The organism is Paraburkholderia sp. CNPSo 3274 (assembly GCF_024206475.1).
Classification (GTDB): Bacteria; Pseudomonadota; Gammaproteobacteria; order Burkholderiales; family Burkholderiaceae; genus Paraburkholderia.
The window spans coordinates 33,592-49,600 of record NZ_JAMBPR010000016.1 but is presented as its reverse complement, the minus strand read 5'-3'; the positions used below and the strand labels follow the sequence as shown (position 1 = coordinate 49,600).

Annotated in this window: 10 protein-coding genes; 5 read left to right on the top strand and 5 right to left on the bottom strand. The window is 65.1% G+C overall.

Annotated features, from left to right (window positions below; genetic code table 11):
- The first annotated feature begins 27 nt into the window (after positions 1 to 27).
- The 3 genes from M3I54_RS13320 to M3I54_RS13310 all read left to right on the top strand — a co-directional run bounded on the left by M3I54_RS13320 (position 28) and on the right by M3I54_RS13310 (position 5,158).
- Positions 28 to 1,674 (top strand): acetolactate synthase large subunit, encoded by a 1,647-nt coding sequence (locus tag M3I54_RS13320; RefSeq protein ID WP_254336539.1) that lies wholly within the window; start codon positions 28 to 30, stop codon positions 1,672 to 1,674.
- A gap of 24 nt (positions 1,675 to 1,698) precedes the next feature.
- Positions 1,699 to 3,135 carry an aldehyde dehydrogenase family protein gene (locus M3I54_RS13315; RefSeq protein ID WP_254336537.1) on the top strand — a complete coding sequence of 479 codons (1,437 nt, stop codon included), beginning with the start codon at positions 1,699 to 1,701 and terminating at the stop codon, positions 3,133 to 3,135.
- 544 nt (positions 3,136 to 3,679) lie between these two features.
- On the top strand, positions 3,680 to 5,158 hold the full coding sequence (locus M3I54_RS13310; RefSeq protein ID WP_254336535.1) for a DEAD/DEAH box helicase: 1,479 nt from the start codon (positions 3,680 to 3,682) through the stop codon (positions 5,156 to 5,158).
- Positions 5,159 to 5,228: 70 nt separating this feature from the next.
- Here the strand turns inward: M3I54_RS13310 and gluQRS are convergent, their stop codons facing one another.
- On the bottom strand, positions 5,229 to 6,179 hold the full coding sequence (gene gluQRS / locus M3I54_RS13305) for a tRNA glutamyl-Q(34) synthetase GluQRS (protein ID WP_254336533.1): 951 nt from the start codon (positions 6,177 to 6,179) through the stop codon (positions 5,229 to 5,231).
- A gap of 9 nt (positions 6,180 to 6,188) precedes the next feature.
- Positions 6,189 to 7,070 (bottom strand): sulfurtransferase, encoded by an 882-nt coding sequence (locus M3I54_RS13300; protein ID WP_254336531.1) that lies wholly within the window; start codon positions 7,068 to 7,070, stop codon positions 6,189 to 6,191.
- Between the two features lie 287 nt (positions 7,071 to 7,357).
- On the opposite strand from M3I54_RS13300, the gene dnaE reads away from it, so the two are divergent.
- Positions 7,358 to 10,915, top strand: a complete 3,558-nt coding sequence (gene dnaE, locus M3I54_RS13295) for a DNA polymerase III subunit alpha (protein WP_254336529.1) — start codon at positions 7,358 to 7,360, stop codon at positions 10,913 to 10,915.
- 92 nt (positions 10,916 to 11,007) lie between these two features.
- Here the strand turns inward: dnaE and M3I54_RS13290 are convergent, their stop codons facing one another.
- The gene (locus M3I54_RS13290) at positions 11,008 to 11,841 is read right to left on the bottom strand and encodes a glycosyltransferase family 2 protein (RefSeq protein WP_254336527.1); all 834 of its coding nucleotides are present in this window, start codon (positions 11,839 to 11,841) and stop codon (positions 11,008 to 11,010) included.
- Positions 11,838 to 12,986, bottom strand: coding sequence for a glycosyltransferase family 2 protein (locus M3I54_RS13285; protein ID WP_309249605.1), 1,149 nt, complete (start codon positions 12,984 to 12,986; stop codon positions 11,838 to 11,840). The genes M3I54_RS13290 and M3I54_RS13285 overlap by 4 nt, the downstream gene beginning before the upstream one ends.
- Between M3I54_RS13285 and msbA the strand changes: the two genes are divergently transcribed.
- Complete coding sequence (msbA, locus tag M3I54_RS13280; RefSeq protein ID WP_254336525.1) at positions 12,943 to 14,727, top strand: lipid A export permease/ATP-binding protein MsbA; 1,785 nt, start codon at positions 12,943 to 12,945, stop codon at positions 14,725 to 14,727. The genes M3I54_RS13285 and msbA overlap by 44 nt on opposite strands.
- A 19-nt stretch (positions 14,728 to 14,746) precedes the next feature.
- On the opposite strand, the gene M3I54_RS13275 is transcribed toward msbA, so the two are convergent.
- A complete protein-coding gene (locus M3I54_RS13275) occupies positions 14,747 to 15,925 on the bottom strand; it encodes a glycosyltransferase family 9 protein (RefSeq protein WP_254336523.1) in 1,179 nt (392 codons plus the stop codon).
- Between the last annotated feature and the right edge of the window lie 84 nt (positions 15,926 to 16,009).

Below are 16,009 nucleotides of genomic sequence, written 5' to 3'. Positions count from 1 at the left end.
GCCACGCTCTTGCCAACGAGGTGGTCGATGAAAGCATCGGATCTGTTCGTGAAGGCGCTGGAAGCCGAAGGCGTCGAATATGTGTTCGGTATTCCAGGGGAAGAGAACCTCGATCTGCTCGAATCGCTGCGGCGCTCGAAGATTCGTCTGATCGTCACGCGCCACGAGCAGGCCGCGGGCTTCATGGCCGCCACTTACGGACGGCTGACGGGCCGCACCGGCGTGTGTCTGGCCACGCTCGGCCCCGGCGCCACCAACTTCGTGACCGCCGCGGCCTATGCGCAGCTGGGCGGCATGCCCATGCTGATGGTCACGGGCCAGAAGCCCATCAAGTCGAGCAAGCAGGGCCACTTCCAGATTGTCGACGTGGTGCGCATGATGGAGCCGCTCACCAAGTACGCGCGTCAGATCGTCTCCATCGGCAACATTCCGGCGCTCGTGCGCGAGGCGTTTCGCCAGGCCGAGCAGGAGCGGCCCGGCGCCGTGCATCTCGAGCTGCCCGAAGATGTGGCCGACGAAGAGGGCGACGGCAAGCCCATTCCCAAGAGCTTCAGCCGCCGCCCCGTGGCCGAGGAAAAGGCCGTTGCTCATGCGGTCGGGGCGATCTGCAAGGCGCGCCATCCGCTTCTCATGATCGGCGCGGGGGGCAATCGCAAGACCACGCGCAACGTGCTGGGCGAATTCGTCGACGAAACCGGCATCCCGTTCTTCACCACGCAAATGGGCAAGGGCGTGATCGACGAGTCGCATCCGCTCTGGCTCGGTAACGCCACGCTGTCGGACGGCGACTTCGTGCACCGCGCGATCGAGCACGCCGACTGCATCATCAACGTCGGCCACGATGTCATCGAAAAGCCACCGTTCTTCATGCGCAGCGCGGAAGAGAAAACCGTCATCCACGTGAATTTTCTCGGCGCGGAAGTCGACCCCGTGTATTTCCCGCAGATCGAGGTGGTGGGCGACATCGCCAACGCCGTCTGGCAGCTCAAGGAGAGCCTGAAACCGCGCGAGCACGCGTGGGACTTCGCGCGCTTCGAGGAGATCAAGCGCCATTTCGAGGCGCATCTCGCCAAAGGTCAGCACGACGAGCGCTTTCCCATGTACCCGGTGCGGCTCGTGCACGACGTCTACGGCGCGATGCCCGAGGACGGCATTCTGTGCCTCGACAACGGCATGTACAAGATCTGGTTCGCCCGCTATTACCGCGCGCGTGAGCCCAATTCGATCCTGCTCGACAACGCGCTCGCCTCGATGGGCGCGGGGCTGCCCTCGGCTATCGCCACGAAGATCGTGCATCCGCAGCGTAAGGTCGTGGCGGTGTGCGGCGACGGCGGTTTCATGATGAATTCGCAGGAACTGGAGACGGCGGTGCGCCTGAAGCTCGATCTCGTCGTGCTGCTGTTGCGCGACGACGCGTTCGGCATGATCCGCTGGAAGCAGGAAAACATGAATTTCCCCGACTACGGGATGACGCTGCAGAACCCCGATTTCGTCGACTATGCGCAGAGCTATGGCGCGCATGGCCACCGCGCGGGCTCGGCGGACGAATTCAAGCCGCTCGTCGAACAGTGCCTGGCGCAACCGGGCGTGCATGTGATCGACGTGCCCATCGACTATTCGGACAACGAGCGCGTGCTCAATCGCGACATCAAGCGCCTTAGCGCGCAGCTTTGACGCCGCACTTACGGAGAACCCGTCATGCTCAAACCGACCTATCCGTACTATCTGGCCAACGAGGCCGTCGCTGCCAATACCGACCTCGAAGTCACCGACAAATACAGCGGCGAAGTCGCCACGCGCGTTGCGCTTGCCGACGCGAAAGCGATCGACAAAGCCATCGCGGCGGCCGAAGCCGCCATGCCCGCCATGCGCGCGTTCCCGCCGTACAAGCGCCAGGCCGTGATCGATCATTGCGTGGCGCGCTTTCGCGAGCGCTTCGACGAGCTGGCGATGGCGCTGTGCATCGAGGCGGGCAAGCCGATCAACGACTCGCGCGGCGAGGCCACGCGCCTGATCGACACGTTCCGCGTGGCCGCCGAAGAGAGCGTGCGTATCGACGGCGAGATCGTGAATCTCGAGATTTCGGCGCGCGCGAAGGGCTATCACGGTTACGTGAAGCGTGTGCCGATCGGGCCGTGCTCGTTCATCTCGCCGTTCAATTTTCCGCTCAATCTGGCTGCGCACAAAGTCGCGCCGGCGCTCGCCGCCGGTGTGCCGTTCGTGTTGAAGCCCGCGAGCCGCACGCCGGTGGGGGCGCTCATCATCGGCGAGGTGCTGGCGGAAACCGACCTGCCCAAGGGCGCGTTCTCGATCCTGCCCGCGCACCGCGACGGCGCCGACCTCTTCACCACCGACGAGCGCTTCAAGCTGCTCTCGTTCACGGGCTCGCCCGCGGTGGGCTGGGACCTCAAGAAGAAGGCCGGGAAGAAGAAGGTGGTGCTGGAACTCGGCGGCAATGCGGCGGCTATCGTCGACGGCGATCAGGGCGGCAAGCTCGATTATGTGGTCGATCGCCTGGCTTTCGGCGCGTACTACCAGTCGGGGCAGAGCTGCATCGGCGTGCAGCGCATTCTCGTGCACGCGTCGATTTACGACACGCTGCGCGAGAAACTCATCGCCAAGGTCAAGACGCTCAAGATGGGCGACCCGAAGGACGAGACGACCTTCGTCGGGCCGATGATCTCCGAGTCCGAGTCGAAGCGTCTGGCGGGCTGGATGGAGAGCGCGGTGCTCGCGGGTGCGAAGATCGTCGCGGGCGGCAAGGTGGACGGCGCGATGTTCGAGGCCACACTGCTCGAAGACGTGCGCCGCGACACCGACCTCTACCGCAAGGAGGCGTTCGGGCCGGTCGCGATCCTGGAGCGTTTCGACGACTTCGGCCGTGCGCTCGAGATCGTCAATGACAGTGATTTCGGCCTGCAGGCGGGCGTGTTCACGGACTCGCTCGCCAACGCGCATCGCGCGTGGGACGGGCTCGATGTAGGCGGCGTGGTGATCAACGACATTCCGTCATTTCGCGTCGATAACATGCCGTACGGCGGCGTGAAGGACTCCGGCCTCGGGCGCGAGGGCGTGCGCTACGCGATCGAGGATATGACCGAACTGCGGCTAATGGTGATTCGCGAGACATGGTGAGCAGGGGCTGGCGGAAAAAAGGATGCGATGCTTCGCCGCATGGCGCACGGGGTTTTCTCGTGCGCCGCGTTGCAGAACGCATGGTCTGCTGCCATAGGGATTTATGCCAAGGTGCTACAATACCGGCCTTTGAGCCCTTTGCGCCTGCCGCAGAGGGCGGGCAGAACGCCGGCGGCAAGCCGCCCCGGGCTTGCTGGATTGGCCTGAAAAGCCGATCGAGCCGTTTTGACATATCCGGCGCACGCCAGTCAATAGACCAGGACGGCGCCGGAACCATCTGGAATCGAGCGAGTCTGGCTGGGTTGAACCCGAGCGAGCGCGGCGATGGAACCTGCGCCCCGTCCCCGGCAGACTTTCTCGTCGTCCACGGGCCATCCCGGGCCATCCGTTTGCCGGGAGGCCCTCGCGGGCGCGTGTTCCGCCCGTCGCAGCAGGGTGCCTGATGAGTTGTTCGGCGCCTGTGCGTCGACCTGCAATGCCCAGCAGTGACCTTTTGAGGCGCTCCCGCGCCTTGCGCGAATAGCGCCTTTATAGCGAAGCCACCATGTCCGACACAGCCGTCACGCCCAGCACTGCGAACTTTGACCAGTTTGGTCTGGCCCCCGAAATCCTCAGGGCCGTCAAGGAGCAGGGTTACACGACGCCCACGCCAATCCAGGCGGAGGCGATTCCCGTGGTGCTCACGGGCCGCGACGTGATGGGCGCCGCTCAAACCGGCACGGGCAAGACGGCGAGCTTCTCGCTGCCGATCCTGCAACGCCTCTTGCCGATGGCGAGCACGAGCGCTTCGCCCGCACGCCATCCGGTGCGAGCATTGATTCTCACGCCTACGCGTGAACTGGCCGACCAGGTCGCCAACAACGTGCGCACCTACGCGCAGCACACGCCGCTGCGCAGCGCGGTAGTGTTCGGCGGCGTCGACATGAATCCGCAGTCCGACGAGCTGCGCCGCGGCGTGGAAATCCTGATTGCGACGCCTGGCCGCCTGCTCGACCACGTGCAGCAAAAGACCACCAACCTGGGTCAGGTGCAGATGCTGGTGCTCGACGAAGCCGACCGCATGCTCGACATGGGCTTCCTGCCCGACCTGCAGCGCATCCTGAACCTGCTGCCGAAGGAGCGTCAGACGCTGCTCTTCTCGGCCACGTTCTCTGGCGAGATCAAGAAGCTTGCCGCGACCTATCTGCGCACGCCGCAGACCATTGAGGTGGCGCGCAGCAACTCTACCGCGACCAACGTCACCCAGGTGGTGTACGAAGTCGCCGAGGGCGACAAAACCGGCGCGGTCGTTCAGTTGATCCGCGACCGGGGCCTGAAGCAGGTGATCGTGTTCTGCAACAGCAAGATCGGCGCAAGCCGCCTCGCGCGCCAGATCGAAAAGCAGGGCATCGTCGCGTCCGCGATCCACGGCGACCGCACGCAGGGCGAGCGCATGCAGGCGCTCGACGCCTTCAAGCGCGGCGAAATCGAAGCGCTCGTGGCGACCGACGTGGCTGCGCGCGGCCTCGACATTGTCGAGTTGCCCGCTGTCATCAACTTCGACCTGCCTTTCAACGCCGAAGACTACGTGCACCGTATCGGCCGCACAGGCCGTGCGGGCGCCTCGGGTGACGCGCTTTCGCTGTGCAGCCCGAACGAGAAGAAGCAGCTCGCCGATATCGAGAAGCTCATCAAGCGTCCGCTGACTGTCGAGCGCCTCGTGGTTGACGTGCCGGTGCCGCATCACGAGGGTGGCGCCCGCCGCCGCGAGCGCGACGGGCATGAAAGCCGCGAAGGCCGCGGTGAGCGCGGCGCGCACCGCCGTGCGGCGTCGTTCGAGCGCCCGCATCATCATCGTTCGCAGCCTGTCGACGATTTTTTCCTGAAGCCCTACGAGCCCTCGGCGAGTGCGCGCAGCAAGGCGGAAGACAAGCCCGCGAACGCCGCGCCGCAAAAGCAGCAGTCGAAGCAGCCGCTCGCGGCGCTGCTGGGCGGCCTCGGGTCGTCGTGGCGCAATAAGCCGACGTCGTCTTCGTCGAGCTGAGTTTGAGCGCGAAATAGTCGCGCCGCGCAGAAAAAACGGCATGTCGCGCCTGGCGGCATGCCGTTTTTGTTTATGCGGCTGGCAATTGCGCGAGCTGTCGTTTCCACGCATCGGTCGCGTCAAGCTGGAACGCTTCGAGCGTCGCGGGCGCGGGATCGTGCAATTCGAGACCCAGATGCCCCGCCGCGGCCATCAGCGCTTGCAGCGGGCGTGATGCATCCAGCGCCGGCGCCCCGGTCTGCTTCGAGAGCTTTTCGCCTTGCGCGTTCGTGACGACGGGCACGTGCAGATACGCGGGCGTCGGCGCGCCAAGACACTGCTGGAGCCAGATCTGCCGCGCCGTCGAGTCGAGCAGGTCCGCGCCGCGCACCACGTGCGTGATGCGCTGTTCGGCGTCGTCCACGACGACGGCGAGCTGGTAGGCCCACTGGCCGTCCGCGCGCAGCAGCACGAAATCGCCGACTTCGGTCGCGAGGTCCTGGTGCTGCGGGCCTTGCCAGCGATCGTCGAAGCGGATCAGTGCGGGATTGCTGTGCGCGCCGGCAGGTTTGTGGTCAGGTTCGTCCGCAGATTCTTCGTCAGGCACGCGCAGCCGCCACGCGCGTGCGGGTTTGCCATGCAGGCCGTCGCGGCAGGTGCCCGGATAGATCAGCGTGGCGTTGCGCTGATGCGCGCGCAGTTGCGAATCGGCGATTTCCTTGCGCGTGCAGCCGCACGGGTAGACGTGACCTGAGGCGATCAGCCGGTCGAGCGCCGCGCGGTAAAGATCGGTGCGGCGGCTCTGCCATTCGGGCGGCTCGTCGGCGTGAAAGCCGAAGGCCGCAAGCGTCGCGAGAATGTCCTCGGCTGCGCCCGGCACGGTGCGCGGGCCGTCGATGTCCTCCACGCGCACGAGCCACACGCCGCCATGCGCTCGCGCGTCGAGCCAGCTCGCGAGCGCCGAAACGAGCGAGCCAAAGTGCAGCGGGCCAGTGGGCGAGGGCGCGAAGCGCCCGCGATACCCTTGCGGCGTTGCGCTCACGCGCGCGGCTTAAGCGGCAGCCTGAGCCGCTGCATCCGTTGCGCTCACGCGCTCCGGATGGCACGCCGGGCAGCTCTTGCCCGCGACATAGAGCGGCGAAGCCTGCTCTTGCGGCGTCACGACGGCGCGGCACGCGAAGCACTGCGCGGTGTCCGTCGGTTCGAGCTGCGGATTGAGCGCGGTGCGCTGGTCGAACACGAAGCAGTCGCCGTTGTAATGCGCGCCGCCCACTTCCTCAAAGTACTTGAGAATGCCGCCTTCGAGCTGGTACACGTGCTCGATGCCCACTTCCTTCATGTGGATGGCGGCCTTTTCGCAGCGAATGCCGCCCGTGCAGAACGACACGACCGTCTTGCCTTCGAGGTCGGCGCGGTTCGCCTCGATCGCGCCGGGGAATTCGCTGAACTTGTCGATGCGGTAGTCGAGCGCCTTGTCGAACGTGCCGACATCGATTTCGAACGCGTTGCGCGTGTCGAGCATGACGACGGGGCGGCCTTCGTCGTCGAAGCCGCGGTCGAGCCATTGCTTAAGCACGACAGGCGCCACGAAAGGCGCGCGGCCTTCCTCGGGGCGGATCGCGGGCTTCTTCATCGTGATGATCTCGCGCTTCAGGCGCACGAGCATGCGGTTGAAGGGCCGCGTTTCGGAGAGACTTTCCTTGAACCGCAGCGTCGCGAACTTGCCCTCGAAGAGCGGATCGTGGTTGATGTAGTCCATGAAGGCGCGCACGTTGCTTTCATCGCCGGCAACGAAGAGGTTGATGCCTTCCGGCGCGAGCAGGATCGTGCCCCGCAAATCGAGCGATTTGCAGCGTTCGAGCACGAGCGGACGCCACTCGGCGGTCTTGTCGAGCGTGGCGAACTGATAAGCGGAGAGATTGAGGATACGCATGGTGCAACTGGAAAGGCGCCATAAAAAAGCGCGTGAAACCGGAGCCGGGCGCGCGTGCTACCTGTGAACTGCGGGCCCCAGGAAAACGGGAATTGGGGCAGGGCGCGCGGCGGGCGCAATCCGCTATTATCCCTCAATCGCGCCTCGCGGCGCCTGCGGCGTAGTCGACACGCCGTGCGTCGGCCCTGCGCCCGCGCAAGGTCCTGGCCAGAGCGGTTGGGCCGCCCCGGCCAACGTCCCGTGCGCATGCGAGCGAGCGCCGAAAATCGCGTGCCCCTGAAGGTACAATGACGGCCATGTCAGATCCCCGCTTTGTCCATCTCCGCGTCCACTCCGAATTCTCGATTGCCGACGGCATCGTGCGCCTCGACGACCTCGTCAAGGCGGCAGCCAAGGACGGCCAGGGCGCCCTCGCGCTCACCGACCTCGGCAACGCATTCGGCCTTGTCCGTTTCTACACCGAAGCCCGCGGCAAAGGGGTCAAACCCATTGCCGGCTGCGACGTCTGGATCACCAATCCCGACGACCGCGACAAGCCGTCGCGCCTTCTGCTGCTGGTGAAGAACAAGCGTGGCTACCTGAATCTGTGCGAGCTGCTTTCCAAAGCGTGGCTCACGAACCAGTATCGCGGCCGCGCGGAAGTCGACGTTGCGTGGCTCGAAGAAGGGCTGGCCGAGGGCCTGCTCGCCATCTCGGGTGCGCAACAGGGCGACGTGGGTCTCGCGCTCGCAGCGGGCAATACGGAAAGCGCGAAGCGCCATGCGCAGCGCTGGGCGAAGCTGTTCCCGAACGCGTATTACATCGAGCTGCAGCGCTGCGGCCAGCCCGGCGGCGAGCAGTATGTCGAGCAGGCGGTGGCGCTCGCGTCGCAACTGAAGCTGCCGGTGGTCGCCACGCACCCCATGCAGTTCATGACCGACGAGGAATACACCGCGCACGAAGCGCGCGTGTGCATCTCGGAAGGCGACATGCTCGCGAATCCGCGCCGCCAGAAGCGCTTCACGACCGATCAGCGTTTTCGCACGCAGGACGAAATGGCCGCGCTTTTCGCGGACATTCCTTCGGCAATCGCGAACACCATCGAAATCGCCAGGCGCTGCAATCTCACGCTCGAACTCGGCAAGCCGAAGCTGCCGCTGTTCCCGACGCCCGACGGCCTCTCGCTCGACGACTATCTCGTGCAGCTTTCGAGAGAAGGTCTCGAAAAGCGCCTCGTGCAGCTGTATCCGGACGAAGCCGAACGCGAGCAGGAGCGCGCGCGCTATAACGAGCGGCTCGAATTCGAGTGCGGGACCATCATCAAGATGGGCTTCCCAGGCTACTTCCTGATCGTTGCGGACTTCATCAACTGGGCGAAGAATAACGGCGTGCCGGTGGGGCCGGGCCGGGGTTCGGGCGCGGGCTCGCTCGTCGCATACGCGCTCGGCATTACCGATCTCGACCCGCTGCGCTACAACCTGCTGTTCGAGCGCTTCCTGAATCCGGAACGCGTGTCGATGCCCGACTTCGACATCGACTTCTGCCAGCACGGGCGCGACCGCGTCATTCAGTACGTGAAGGAGAAGTACGGCGCCGACGCGGTGTCGCAGATCGCCACCTTCGGCACCATGGCCGCGAAGGCCGCGGTGCGCGACATCGGCCGCGTGCTCGATCTCGGCTACAACTTCACCGACGGCGTCGCCAAGCTGATTCCGTTCAAGCCGGGCAAGCATGTCACCATCGCCGACGCGATGAAGGAAGAGCCGCTCCTGCAGGAGCGCTACGACAACGAAGACGAAGTGCACCAGCTGCTCGACCTCGCGCAGCTCGTGGAAGGTCTCACGCGTAACGTGGGCATGCACGCGGGCGGCGTGCTGATTGCACCGGGCAAGCTCACCGACTTCTGCCCGCTCTACACGCAGGGCGACGAAAGCGGCGTCGTGAGCCAGTACGACAAGGACGACGTGGAAGCCGTCGGCCTCGTGAAGTTCGACTTTCTGGGTCTGACCACGCTCACGATTCTCGACTGGGCCGAGCGCTATATCCGCATGCTCGATCCGTCGAAGAAAGACTGGTCGCTCGCCCAGGTGCCGCTCGACGACGCACCGTCGTTCCAGATCCTCAAGAAAGCGAATACGGTTGCCGTGTTCCAGCTGGAAAGCCGCGGCATGCAGGGCATGCTGAAGGACGCGCAGCCCGACCGCTTCGAGGACATCATCGCGCTCGTCGCCTTGTATCGTCCGGGCCCGATGGACTTGATCCCGAGCTTCTGCGCGCGTAAGCACGGTCGCGAAGTGGTGGAGTATCCCGATCCGCGTGTCGAACCTGTTCTGAAAGAGACCTACGGCATCATGGTCTACCAGGAGCAGGTGATGCAGATGGCGCAGATCATCGGCGGCTACTCGCTCGGCGGCGCGGACTTGCTGCGTCGCGCGATGGGCAAGAAGAAGCCCGAGGAAATGGCCCAGCACCGCGAGATCTTCGCGGAAGGCGCGGCGAAGAATGGCCTGACGCGCGAGAAGGCGGACGAGACCTTCGACTTGATGGAGAAGTTCGCGGGCTACGGCTTCAACAAGTCGCACGCCGCCGCTTACGCGCTCCTCGCTTATCACACGGCGTGGCTCAAGGCGCACCATCCGGCGGAATTCATGGCGGCGAATATGTCGCTCGCCATGGACGACACCGACAAGGTGAAGATCCTCTTCGAGGATTGCCTGACCAACAAGATGGTCGTGCTGCCGCCGGACGTGAATGCCTCGGCGTACCGCTTCGAGCCGGTGGCCGACGCCAGCGTGGCCGAAGGCAAGCGCTCGCGCACGATCCGCTACGGTCTCGGCGCGATCAAGGGCAGCGGCCAGAACGCCATCGAAGAAATTTTGCGCGCGCGTGAAGAGGGCGGTCCGTTCAAGGACCTGTTCGACTTCTGCGAGCGAATCGACCGTCGTCTCGTGAATCGCCGCACCATCGAAGCGATGATCCGTGCTGGCGCGTTCGACACGATTCACGCGAACCGCGCACAGTTGCTCGCGTCCGTGCCGATGGCGATGGAAGCCGCCGACCAGGCGAGCGCCAACGCCATGCAGGCCGGCCTCTTCGACATGGGTGACGCACCGCTCGCCGCGCACGAACTGGTGGACGAGCCGGCGTGGGGCGAGAAGCGCAAGCTCCAGGAAGAGAAAGCAGCGCTGGGTTTCTACCTCTCGGGCCACCTTTTCGACGCCTACAAGGACGAAGTGCGCCGCTTCGTGCGCCAAAAGATCGGCGAGCTGAAGGAAGGGCGCGACAAGCTGATCGCGGGCGTGATCGCTTCGTTGCGCACGCAAATGACCCAGCGCGGCAAGATGCTGATCGCGCTGCTCGACGACGGCACCGGCCAGTGCGAAGTGACGGTGTTCAACGAGCAGTTCGAGGCGCACAAGGCGCTCTTCAAGGAAGACGAGCTACTCGTCGTGCAGGGCGGGGCGCGCAATGACGCGTTCACGGGCGGCATTCGCTTCACCGTGGATACCGTGATGGACCTGGAGCGCGCGCGTAGCCGCTACGCGCAAGCCGTGAAGCTGCAGATGAACGGCAATGCCAATGCCGGCGCGCTGCGCACGGTGCTCGAAGCGTATCGCGCGAAGCCCGACGACTCGCTTCCGGCGCCTGCCACGGAAACGCGCGGCCGCGGCGGCTTCGGGCGCGATCGCGGCGAGCGCGCGCAAGCGGTCATTCCGAACGGGCTCGCGGTGCAGATCGCTTATCGCAACGATCGGGCGGAGGGCGAAGTGCGTCTGGGCGACGCCTGGCGAGTCAAGCCCACCGACGATCTGCTCGCCGCGCTGCGTGGCGAGTTCGCTGGCAGCGAAATCGAGATCGTGTACTGACGGGATCCGGCGGCAGGCGGCATGGCAGTTTTCGCGCTGCCATACCACGGCACGCCGCGCCATCCCGTGCCGTCGTTCGGCGATACGCGCGTTTAGCTCGCGAGTTCGGCCAGACCGCGTTCGGCGCGCACGGTACCGTCCGCGATCCGCACCTTGACCCGTTCCTCGTTGGAGCTTGCCTGCGCGCGCGGTTGCTCGCGGTGCCACAGGTGGAAAATTTCCGTGGCATAGGCGCCGAGCTTGCGGTGCACGCCGCAATTGGCGAGCCGGGCCACGAAATCGGCGTCCTCGTGCCCCCAGCCGGTGAAGCTGGTGTCGAAGCCGTTCACGCGCTCGATGTCGCTGCGCCAGGCGCTCATGTTGCAGCCCTTGATACCGCGCCACTTGAACTGCTCGATCACGCGCCACTTGCGATCCGGCAGCTTGATGAAGAGGGGCGCGATCTTGTTGACGTGGCCAGACAGGCGTTGTTGCACCCAGAAGCCGAAGCCTTTGTCCGCAAGTGGAGTCGTCTGTGCGATCGCCTGCTGTGTGAGCGTTTCGTCGAGCAGGATGCGGCTGCCGGTGATGACGGCGTGCTCGCTTGCGAGCTGCCGATGGCGCGCAACGAAATCGTGCTGCGCTACGCAGTCGCCGTCGAGAAAGATCAGGTAATCGCCGCGGGCCTGGACGATGCCTTTGTTGCGGATCTCGGCGAGGCGAAAGCCATCGTCCGGGTGCCACACATGCTCCATGCGCACCGGACTCGACGCCGCGCAGCGCTCCACGGTTTCGCGGGTCGCATTGGCCGAGCCGTCGTCGGCGACGATGATTTCGTAGTGCGTGTCGGACTGGGCGCACAAGCTGGCCAGTACCCGTTCGAGCGCATCGGGCCGGTTATAGGTGCTGACGATCACCGAAACCAGCATGTCGCGACGCGCGTTCATCGGCTCTCCGGTGCGGCGTCGCGGGCTTTTGCCGCGGCGGACTGCTGTGTCTCGAGGAGCATGAGCTTCAGGTAGCGGTAGTAGGTGCCTTCGGCGTTGGAGATCGCCAGCACGAAGCCCATTTTGCCGTCGAGAAAGCCGCGCTGAATGATCCAGCTGCGCACAAAAGACCAGAAGCCGTGCAGCACCGCCTTGCGCAGGCCGCCGCGCTTGCCGCGTGCCGCGCCCTGGGTCGCGCCGTAGGTCGAATAGCTGTCGATTTTGCCGAGCACTTCGGAGAAGTCGCGGAAGCTGTAGTGAATCAGCGCCTGAGCGAGCGTGCCGACGCGCGCCTCGGGCGCGGCGATCACGCGTTCGTGCACGAGATCGTTCGAGAAGCGCGCCGCGTCGCGGCGAAAGAGCCGCGTCACATAGTCGGGTGACCAGCCGGAATGGCGGATCCACTTGCCGCAGTAATTCGATTGGCGAGGCACGCGGAACAGGTCGGCGCCGTTCGTCTTCACGCTTGCGAGAATCTCGTCGCGAAGCAGGGGGGAGACGCGTTCGTCGGCGTCGAGCGAGAGAATCCACGGGCCGCGGGCCGCGTCGAGCGCGCGCTGCTTTTGCGGGCCGAAACCGGGCCAGTCGGTTTCGACGACCGTCGCGCCGAACTCGCGGCAGATGGCCTGAGTGCCGTCCGTACTGCCCGAATCGAGCACGACGATTTCGTCGACCCAGCCGTGCACGGAAGCAAGGCAGTCCCGAATATCGTGTGCTTCGTTTTTGACGATGACGATGACACTGATCGCATCGGGTTTGGCGCTGTCGTTCATCGGCGCTGGCTCGCGATGGCTGGAAGAAGGTGAAGAAGTGGTGAGGCCGGCTGGAGCTGGCCTCGCGTTCGGAGAGAACTTCGCGCCGACGCCTGCTGCGTCTTGCTGCGCGCGCGTTCGTGCCCCGAAGCCGGATCGCTGAGTATATACAAAAACGTCGGGGGCTACGAAACCGCTCCGGCGCCGACCCCGGCCGGGCGGATACATCGCCTCCTGGGCCGAACGTTTACAATGGCGTACCTGTTTGCCGGGGGGCGGGCAGATTACCCGCATTTTTTTCGAGGAAATTTTGGGCGAGAGATCAACCTTGAGCAAGCCGATCGGCTCCGACACCAAGTCGTCGCCGGTCGTGATTGGCCGGCGGCTGTGGCCGTATGTGAAGCCGCTTATGTGGGTGCTCCTCGCAGGCGTGCTCGCGATGGCCGTGGTGGCCGCCACCGAAGCCGGCATTCCCGCGCTGCTCAAGCCGCTGCTCGATCACGGCTTCGGCACGCGCGGCGATGCGAAAGCGAAGTGGCTGGTGCCCACCGCCGTCATCGGGCTGGCGCTCGTGCGCGGCCTCGCGCAGTACGCGTCCGGTTACTTGCTGCAGTACGTGTCGAACCGCGTGCTGCTCGCGCTGCGGCTCAAGATGTTCGAGCGCATGATTCACGCGAGCGTCGGCTTCTTTCAGCGCGAAACCGCGAGTACGGTCATCAACGCGATCGTGTTCGAGGTCAACCAGATTCTCGGCGTGCTGCTCGGCGTGCTGGTCACGCTCGTGCGCGACTCGCTCACGGTGGTCTTCCTGCTCGGCTACCTGTTCTATCTGAACTGGCGGCTCACGTTGATCGTCGCAGTGCTGCTGCCGGCTATCGGCTGGCTCGTCAGCAAGATCAACCGGCGTCTGCGCCGGCTGAACCGCGAGCATCAGATGCTCACGAACGACCTGTCCTATATCGTCGAGGAGACGGTAGGCGGCTACAAGGTCGTCAAGGTTCACAACGGCGAGCACTACGAAAAGGACCGCTTCGGCGAAATGAGCCGCCGCCTGCGCGGCTACCAGATGCGCATGACGGTGTCTGGCGGGCTCGCGCAGCCGCTCACGCAGTTCCTCGCTTCGATCGCGCTGGCGATCGTCATCACCATTGCGGTCGTGCAGGCCTCGAACGACCAGACGACAGTTGGCGGCTTCGTGGCGTTCGTCACGTCGATGCTGCTCGTGATCTCGCCGCTCAAGCACCTGATCGACGTGAATCAGCCGCTGCAACGCGGCATGACCGCGGCCGAGCTGATCTTCGGGCTGATCGACGAGCCGCCCGAGCCCGCGGGCGGCGGCGTGCCGCTCGAACGCGCGCGCGGCGAGGTGGAGTTCCGCGACGTGTCGTTTGCCTATGGGGCGAGCCACCGCGTGACGCTCGACCATGTGTCGTTCCGCATCAATCCCGGCGAAATGGTCGCGCTCGCTGGCCCGTCGGGCAGCGGCAAGACCACGCTCGTGAATCTGTTGCCGCGCTTTTTCGATCCGAGCGGCGGCCAGGTGATGGTCGACGGCGTATCGATTGCCGATTACGACGTGCATGCGCTGCGCAACCAGATCGCGATGGTGAGCCAGGACGTGGTGCTCTTCAACGACACGGTCGCGAACAACGTCGCCTATGGCCAGACGGCCGACCGCGAGCGCGTGGAGCGCGCGCTGCGCGCCGCGAACCTGTGGGAGACGATCTCGGCGCTGCCCGAAGGCATGGACACGCTGATCGGCGACAACGGCATGAAGTTCTCGGGTGGCCAGCGCCAGCGCCTGGCTATCGCCCGTGCGATCTACAAGGATGCGCCGATCCTGATTCTCGACGAGGCGACGTCGGCTCTCGATTCGGAGTCGGAGCGCCACGTGCAGGCGGCGCTGGAAACGCTGATGCGCGGGCGCACGACGCTCGTGATCGCGCACCGCCTGTCGACGATCGAGCGCGCGAACCGCATCCTCGTGATGGATGGCGGCCACATCGTCGAATCCGGCACGCACCAGGAACTGCTCGTGAAGGGCGGGATGTACGCGCACCTGCACAAGATCCAGTATCAGCAGAGCGCGGCCTAAGCCGCTACGTTTGGGGTGATCAGGCGGCGGCGGGCGCTCCCGCGGGTGCGCGAACGGCGAGTTGGCGCAGTACCGCGCCAACGACTTGCGCGGGCGGGAGGGTGTCCACGTTGCCGCTGCCCTGCAGGCCGATGGATCGGCAGGCTTTGGTCAAGCGCAGCGAGGGCGGCTCTTGATGCCTGAACAGCGAGACGCTTGGCGTTTCGGTGGTGTGGGCGACGTGCATCAGGCCGCCGTCTGCGCCCACGAACAGCTCGGCATGCGCAACGATCTCGCGTGCCTGAAGGAATGCGAGCTTGCCGGTCAGCGAGCGGATGCGCACGTTGGCGGGCGCGCTCGCGCACAACTGCTCCGCGATTTGCGTGCCGTTGTCCGAGCCGAGCACGACGATTTCCTTCGCGGCGCTCGCGTTGTCGTACTTGCTCAACAATTCGATGACTTCGGACCAGCGGTTATAGGTGCGATCGGGGTCCACGCCACCCGCCGCGATCGCGATGAACGGACGCGCAGGCAAGAGGCCGCGCACCGACTCGCGCGTTTCCGGCTTGCTGGTGAGATAGGGTTTGCTGATCGCGGCGAGCGTGTCGGCGTTGTGGCCGAGCGAGAACACGTCGTTGACGCTCGCGAAGCTGAAGCAGGTCTGGTTACGGTCGGGGCCGTTGAAGTAGCGGAAGAGGCCCGCGTACGGCAGCTTCGCGAAGTGCCGGGTCTTGATGCGAATCGAGGGCAGGTTGTACTCGGAGAGCAGGATCGCGTCGTAGCGGTTCGCATCGACCTCGCCCGGGTCACCGTAGACCTTGCCGAACACGTCGTCTTCGCTGAAAAGCGGCACCAGCGACGGCAGCGCGAGCAGATCGATGCGCATGCCGAGGCCCTTGAGCAGCGCGCGGCCGGCCATGTCCATCGTCGCGTCGCCGAAGTTGCGTTTGGCGTAGACCCACAGGATTCGCTGCGAAGGGTCCAGATGTGCCTGTTCGAGGCGCATCTGGCCGTGCGCCTTCAGAAGAAACTGCTTGTGCAGGTATTTCTTCGCGATCTTGAGGCGGCTGGTGCTGCGAAGAAACGGCTCCGGTTCGTAAGGCACGCCCTGATAGGGGATCATGCAGGACCGCGCAACGGCGCGATCGAGCCAGCTTGCCGGCGAAACCCACGAAGTGTTTGAGTTGATCTGCTGAAACACGGCCCAGTTCTTGTTCAAGATAACCGCTCATTATCGCATGGCGCTGGCTGGCGCGGCGCATGGATAATTAGGGATGGCGGCATTGGCGGGCACCGCGGGATA

What these genes read in the sequence shown, in the direction of transcription:
- M3I54_RS13320 (WP_254336539.1), top strand. Translation starts at nt 28, where the DNA reads ATGAAAGCATCGGATCTGTTCGTGAAGGCGCTGGAAGCCGAAGGCGTC.
- M3I54_RS13315 (WP_254336537.1), top strand. Translation starts at nt 1,699, where the DNA reads ATGCTCAAACCGACCTATCCGTACTATCTGGCCAACGAGGCCGTCGCT.
- M3I54_RS13310 (WP_254336535.1), top strand. Translation starts at nt 3,680, where the DNA reads ATGTCCGACACAGCCGTCACGCCCAGCACTGCGAACTTTGACCAGTTT.
- M3I54_RS13300 (WP_254336531.1), bottom strand. Translation starts at nt 7,070, where the DNA reads ATGCGTATCCTCAATCTCTCCGCTTATCAGTTCGCCACGCTCGACAAG.
- dnaE (WP_254336529.1), top strand. Translation starts at nt 7,358, where the DNA reads ATGACGGCCATGTCAGATCCCCGCTTTGTCCATCTCCGCGTCCACTCC.
- M3I54_RS13290 (WP_254336527.1), bottom strand. Translation starts at nt 11,841, where the DNA reads ATGAACGCGCGTCGCGACATGCTGGTTTCGGTGATCGTCAGCACCTAT.